The organism is Kitasatospora sp. NPDC057542 (genome assembly GCF_042801945.1).
GTDB lineage: Bacteria > Actinomycetota > Actinomycetes > Streptomycetales > Streptomycetaceae > Kitasatospora.
In genome coordinates, this window is the sequence record NZ_JBHVFE010000544.1 from 1 (window position 1) to 5512 (window position 5512).

4 protein-coding genes and 1 rRNA gene are annotated in these 5512 nt (G+C 69.7%); 3 read left to right on the forward strand and 2 right to left on the reverse strand.

Annotated features, from left to right (window positions below; all coding sequences use genetic code 11):
- Positions 1-83, forward strand: a 5S ribosomal RNA gene (gene rrf / locus ACFU7Y_RS39050); the annotation flags it as partial.
- Positions 84-146: 63 nt separating this feature from the next.
- On the opposite strand, the gene ACFU7Y_RS39055 is transcribed toward rrf, so the two are convergent.
- Both ACFU7Y_RS39055 and ACFU7Y_RS39060 read right to left on the reverse strand, forming a co-directional pair.
- Complete coding sequence (locus ACFU7Y_RS39055; RefSeq protein ID WP_224282236.1) at positions 147-608, reverse strand: GNAT family N-acetyltransferase; 462 nt, start codon at positions 606-608, stop codon at positions 147-149.
- Positions 609-707: 99 nt separating this feature from the next.
- Positions 708-1499, reverse strand: coding sequence for a VOC family protein (locus tag ACFU7Y_RS39060; protein ID WP_224282237.1), 792 nt, complete (start codon positions 1497-1499; stop codon positions 708-710).
- A 194-nt stretch (positions 1500-1693) separates the two neighbouring features.
- Here ACFU7Y_RS39060 and ACFU7Y_RS39065 point away from each other — a divergent pair, with 194 nt between their 5' ends.
- Together ACFU7Y_RS39065 and ACFU7Y_RS39070 are read left to right on the forward strand one after the other, a co-directional pair.
- Complete coding sequence (locus ACFU7Y_RS39065) at positions 1694-3931, forward strand: ATP-dependent RecD-like DNA helicase (RefSeq protein WP_380771205.1); 2238 nt, start codon at positions 1694-1696, stop codon at positions 3929-3931.
- A 226-nt stretch (positions 3932-4157) separates the two neighbouring features.
- On the forward strand, positions 4158-5447 hold the full coding sequence (locus tag ACFU7Y_RS39070; protein ID WP_224282239.1) for a citrate synthase: 1290 nt from the start codon (positions 4158-4160) through the stop codon (positions 5445-5447).
- Positions 5448-5512 lie beyond the last annotated feature (65 nt).

Here is a 5512-nt window from a genome sequence, read left to right on the forward strand (position 1 = left end):
ACATTCCGAACCCGGAAGCTAAGCCTTACAGCGCCGATGGTACTGCAGGGGGGACCCTGTGGGAGAGTAGGACGCCGCCGAACAATTCTTCAGAAGAACCCCCATCCGGGTCCCGGATGGGGGTTCTTCGCATTTCCGGGGCGGAGTCAGAGTTTGAGCTTGAATCCGACGTGCGAGGCCGTGAACCCGAGCCGTTCGTAGAAGCGGTGGGCGTCCGTACGGGTCGCGTCGGAGGTGAGCTGGACGAGGTCGGCGCCGAGTTCGCGGGAGCGTTCGACGGCCCACCGGATCAGTTCGCTGCCCAGTCCGCTGCCGCGTTCGTCGGCGTGGATGCGGACGCCCTCGATGATCGTGCGGGTGGCGCCGGCTCGGGAGAGGCCCGGGACGACGGTGAGTTGCAGGGTGCCGATGGTGCGGCCGGCCCGGTCGGCGACGATCAGGTGCTGGTGCGGGTCGCCGTCGATGCGGGCGAAGGCGGTGCGGTAGGGGGTGAGGTCGTCGGGGCTTTCGCGGGTGGCGCCCAGCGGGTCGTCGGCCAGCATGGCCACGATCGCCGGCAGGTCCTCGGCGGTGGCCCGCCGGATCGTCAGAACAGCCGTTTCAGTCATGATCAGAGACTAGAAGTACCTCTTCCGCCACCACACCCTGTCTACGCCCGTAGCACCCCTTCGCGGCCCTTCAGAAGGGCCGCGGGACCCCACCCGGCGTCACTCCCCGGGCCTGGCACTGGTGATGACGGCGAAGACGGCGCCGTGCGGGTCGACCAGCTGGGCCAGGCGGCCGACGCCGTGCACGTCCATGGCCGGGATCCGGACGGTCGCGCCGAGGGTGCCGGCGATGGCGATGCTGGCGTCGGTGTTGGGTACCTCGAAGTAGGGGAGCCAGTGCGAGCTGGTGCCGCGCGCGGTGTGCTCGGGGCCGAGCTGCATGATGCCGCCGTGGGCGTCGTCGGTGCCGCCGCCGGCCGGGGTGAGGACGGTGTACATCGCCTCGCCGAGCGGGACGTCCTGCTCCTGCCAGCCGAAGACGGCGCGGTAGAAGGTTTTGGCACGCTCGGCGTCGATGCTGTAGCACTCGGCCCAGCAGAGGCTGCCCTCCTCGGTGACGAGGTCCAGTCCCCGGGTGTCGTGCGGCTGCCAGACCGCGAAGTCGGCGCCGGTCGGGTCCGTGTAGCCGGCCATCCGGCCCGCGGTGAAGACGTCGAAGGGGGCGAACCGGACGCGGCCGCCGGACTGTTCGACCAAGGCGGTGGTGCGGTCGGCGTCCTCGGTGGCGAAGTAGAGCGTCCAGCCGGGAGGGACGCTCTCGTCGGCGAGCGGGCCGAGAGCGGCGACGGTCCGGCCGTCGAGCTGGAAGAAGCCGTAGCCGCCGGCCTCGGGACCGGCCGAGTCGAAGGTCCAGCCGAACAGCGCGGTGTAGAAGTCGACGGACGCCCGGGTGTCGGGGCTGCTCAGGTCGAGCCAGTCCGGGGAACCGGGGCGGAAGTCGGTGTTGAGCATGGCGGCACTGCTCCTAGGACGGGGCCCGGGCGGGCGCGGTCGACAGCGGGCCCCCCTCGGTGCCTCCCAGCCTGGCACCTCGGCCGGGGCGGTGCACGGCAGGAGCTGCGGGATCGGAACGGCGGGGGTTGTCGGGGCGGGGCGGTACGGTGCGTAGCGGAGTCGATTCACCCGTACCGGTCGAAGGGGGTCCGGTGAGCAAGCAGGCGGCGCAGTCCGGGCAGCAGGTGCCGCGCCAGCTGGCGCAGGTCGAGGGCGTGCTGGAGCGGATCACCTACGCCAACGAGGAGACCGGCTACACGGTGGCCCGGGTGGACACCGGCCGGGGCGCGAACGACCTGCTGACGGTGGTGGGCGCGCTGCTCGGGGCGCAGGTCGGCGAATCGCTGCGGCTCCACGGGCGGTGGGGCTCGCACCCGCAGTACGGGCGGCAGTTCACGGTGGAGAACTACACCACGGTGCTGCCCGCCACGGTCCAGGGGATCCAGCGCTACCTGGGCTCGGGGCTGATCAAGGGGATCGGGCCGCGGTTCGCCGAGCGGATCGTGGAGCACTTCGGGCTGGACACCCTGGAGGTGATCGAGAACGAGCCGGGTCGGCTGATCGAGGTGCCGGGGCTGGGGCCGAAGCGGACGAAGAAGATCGCGGCGGCCTGGGAGGAGCAGAAGGCCATCAAGGAGGTGATGGTCTTCCTGCAGGGGGTCGGGGTGTCGACCTCGCTGGCTGTGCGAATCTACAAGCAGTACGGCGACGGCTCGATCGGGGTGGTGAAGAACGAGCCGTACCGGCTGGCCTCGGACGTGTGGGGCATCGGCTTCCTGACGGCGGACCGGATCGCCCAGGCGGTGGGCATTCCGCATGACAGCCCGGAGCGGGTGAAGGCCGGCCTGCAGTACGCGCTGTCGCAGAGCACCGACCAGGGGCACTGCTTCCTGCCGGAGGAGCGGCTGATCGCGGACGGCGTGAAGCTGCTCCAGGTGGACGTCGGGCTGGTGATCGACTGCCTGGCGGAGCTGGTGGCGGCCGAGGGGGTGGTGCGCGAGGCGGTCCCCGGGGAGGGTGGCGAGCCGGTCACCGCGGTGTACCTGGTGCCGTTCCACCGGGCGGAGATCTCGCTGGCCAACCAGCTGGTGCGGCTGCTGCGATCGGACGCGGACCGGATGCCGTGGTTCGGGAACGTGGACTGGCCGGTGGCGCTGGACTGGCTGGCGAAGCGGACCGGGGCCGAGCTGGCGCCGGAGCAGGAGCAGTCGGTGCGGCTGGCGTTGACCGAGAAGGTCGCGGTGCTGACGGGCGGTCCAGGGTGCGGCAAGTCGTTCACGGTGAAGTCGATCGTGACGCTGGCGCTGGCGAAGCGGGCGAAGGTGGTGCTGGCGGCGCCGACCGGCCGGGCGGCGAAGCGGCTGGCGGAGCTGACCGGGGTGGAGGCCTCCACGGTGCACCGGTTGCTGGAGCTGAAGCCGGGCGGGGACGCCGCGTACGACCGGGACCGGCCGCTGGACGCGGACCTCGTGGTGGTCGACGAAGCCTCGATGCTGGACCTGATCCTGGCGAACAAGCTGGTCAAGGCAGTGCCGATGGGTGCTCACCTGCTGTTCGTGGGGGACGTGGACCAGCTGCCCTCGGTGGGTGCCGGGGAGGTGCTGCGGGACCTGCTGGCCGAGGGCGGGCCGATCCCGTCGGTGCGGCTGACCAGGATCTTCCGGCAGGCGCAGCAGTCCGGCGTGGTGACCAACGCGCACCGGATCAACGAGGGCAGGCCGCCGCTGACGGAGGGGCTGGCGGACTTCTTCCTGTTCGCCGAGGACGACGCGGAGCGGGCGGCCGGGCTGACGGTGGACGTGGTGGCGCGCCGGATCCCGCAGAAGTTCGGCTTCGACCCGCGCCGGGACGTGCAGGTGCTGGCGCCGATGCACCGCGGCCCGGCCGGCGCCGGGAACCTGAACGCCCTGCTCCAGGCGGCGGTGACGCCGGCCCGGGAGGGGCTGGCCGAACGCCGGTTCGGCGGCCGCACGTTCCGGGTGGGGGACAAGGTCACCCAGGTCCGCAACAACTACGACAAGGGGCGGAACGGCGTCTTCAACGGCACAGTGGGAGTGGTGACCGCCCTCAGCGTGGACGACCAGCGGCTGACGGTGCTCACCGACGAGGACGAGGAGGTGGCGTACGACTTCGACGAACTGGACGAGCTGGCCCACGCGTACGCGGTGACGATCCACCGCTCGCAGGGCAGCGAGTACCCGGTGGTGGTGATTCCGGTCACCATGTCCGCTTGGACGATGCTCCAGCGGAACCTGCTCTACACCGCTGTGACCAGGGCTCGGAAACTCGTCGTGCTGGTGGGGTCACGCAGGGCGATCGGGCAGGCCGTCCGGGCCGTCAGTGCAGGTCGGAGGCATACCGCGCTCGACCATCGGCTGACAGCTGGATGATTATCCAACGGGATGGTTGCCTCTAATGTTCTCTTGACGTGAAGAGATTTACGGCAGAGCCTAGGGTGGGTGCCGATCTTGTCCGGTTCGTACCGGCTGCGGCGGCAGGTTTTGTAGGGGCGGGCCCTTTCGGGTCACCCCGGGTGCGCGACTGTCCTCCGGATGGGGGATGGTAGAGACAGTCAGGGCACCTTGGAAGAGGATTCATTTCGTCGGTGAGGAAGACGTGAGCGACAACTCGGTAGTACTGCGGTACCAGGACGGCGAGTACGAGTACCCCGTCGTCGAGAGCACTGCGGGCAACTCCGGCTTCGACATCTCGAAGCTGCTCCCGCAGACCGGCCTGGTCACCCTGGACAACGGCTTCGGTAACACCGCCGCGTACAAGTCCGCGATCACCTTCGTGGACGGTGACAACGGCATCCTGCGGTACCGCGGCTACCCGATCGAGCAGCTCGCCTCCGAGGGCGGCTTCATCGAGACCGCGTACCTCCTGATCAACGGCGAGCTGCCGAACGCGGACCAGCTGGCGGAGTTCAACCGCGAGATCACCCAGCACACCCTGCTGCACGAGGACGTCAAGCGCTTCTTCCAGGGCTTCCCGCGGGACGCCCACCCGATGGCCATGCTGTCCTCGGTCGTCGGCGCGCTGTCCACGTTCTACCCGGAGAGCCACAACCCGTTCGACGCGGCCCAGCGCCACCTGTCGACCGTCCGCCTGCTGGCCAAGCTGCCGACGATCGCGGCGTACGCGTACAAGAAGGCGATGGGCCAGCCCTTCGTCTACCCGCGCAACGACCTGAGCTACGTCGAGAACCTCCTGCGGATGACCTTCGCCGTCCCCGCCGAGGACTACGAGCTCAACCCGGTCGTCGTCAACGCGCTGGACAAGCTGCTCATCCTGCACGCGGACCACGAGCAGAACTGCTCGACCTCCACCGTGCGCCTGGTCGGCTCCAGCCACGCCAACCTGTTCGCCTCGATCTCGGCCGGCATCTCGGCCCTGTGGGGCCCGCTGCACGGCGGCGCCAACCAGGCCGTGCTGGAGATGCTGGAGAGCATCCAGAAGGACGGCGGCGACGTCGACTCCTTCATCACGAAGGTGAAGAACAAGGAAGCCGGCGTCAAGCTGATGGGCTTCGGCCACCGGGTCTACAAGGCCTTCGACCCGCGCGCCGCCCAGGTGAAGCTGCTCGCGCACGAGGTCCTCGGCCAGCTCGGCAAGAGCGACGAGCTGCTGGACATCGCGCTCAAGCTGGAGGAGCACGCCCTCAAGGACGACTTCTTCATCTCGCGCAAGCTGTACCCGAACGTGGACTTCTACACCGGCCTGATCTACCGCGCCATGGGCTTCCCGACCAGCATGTTCACCGTGCTGTTCGCGCTCGGCCGGCTGCCGGGCTGGATCGCCCACTGGCACGAGATGATCAACGACCCGACCAGCCGGATCGGCCGTCCGCGCCAGATCTACACCGGCACCGCGATCCGCGACTACGTGCCGCTGGACGCCCGCTGACCGGAGCGGAGCCGCTCGCCGGCCCGCACGGAAGCTGAGAGGGGCCCGGCCGCTGCCTGAGCGGC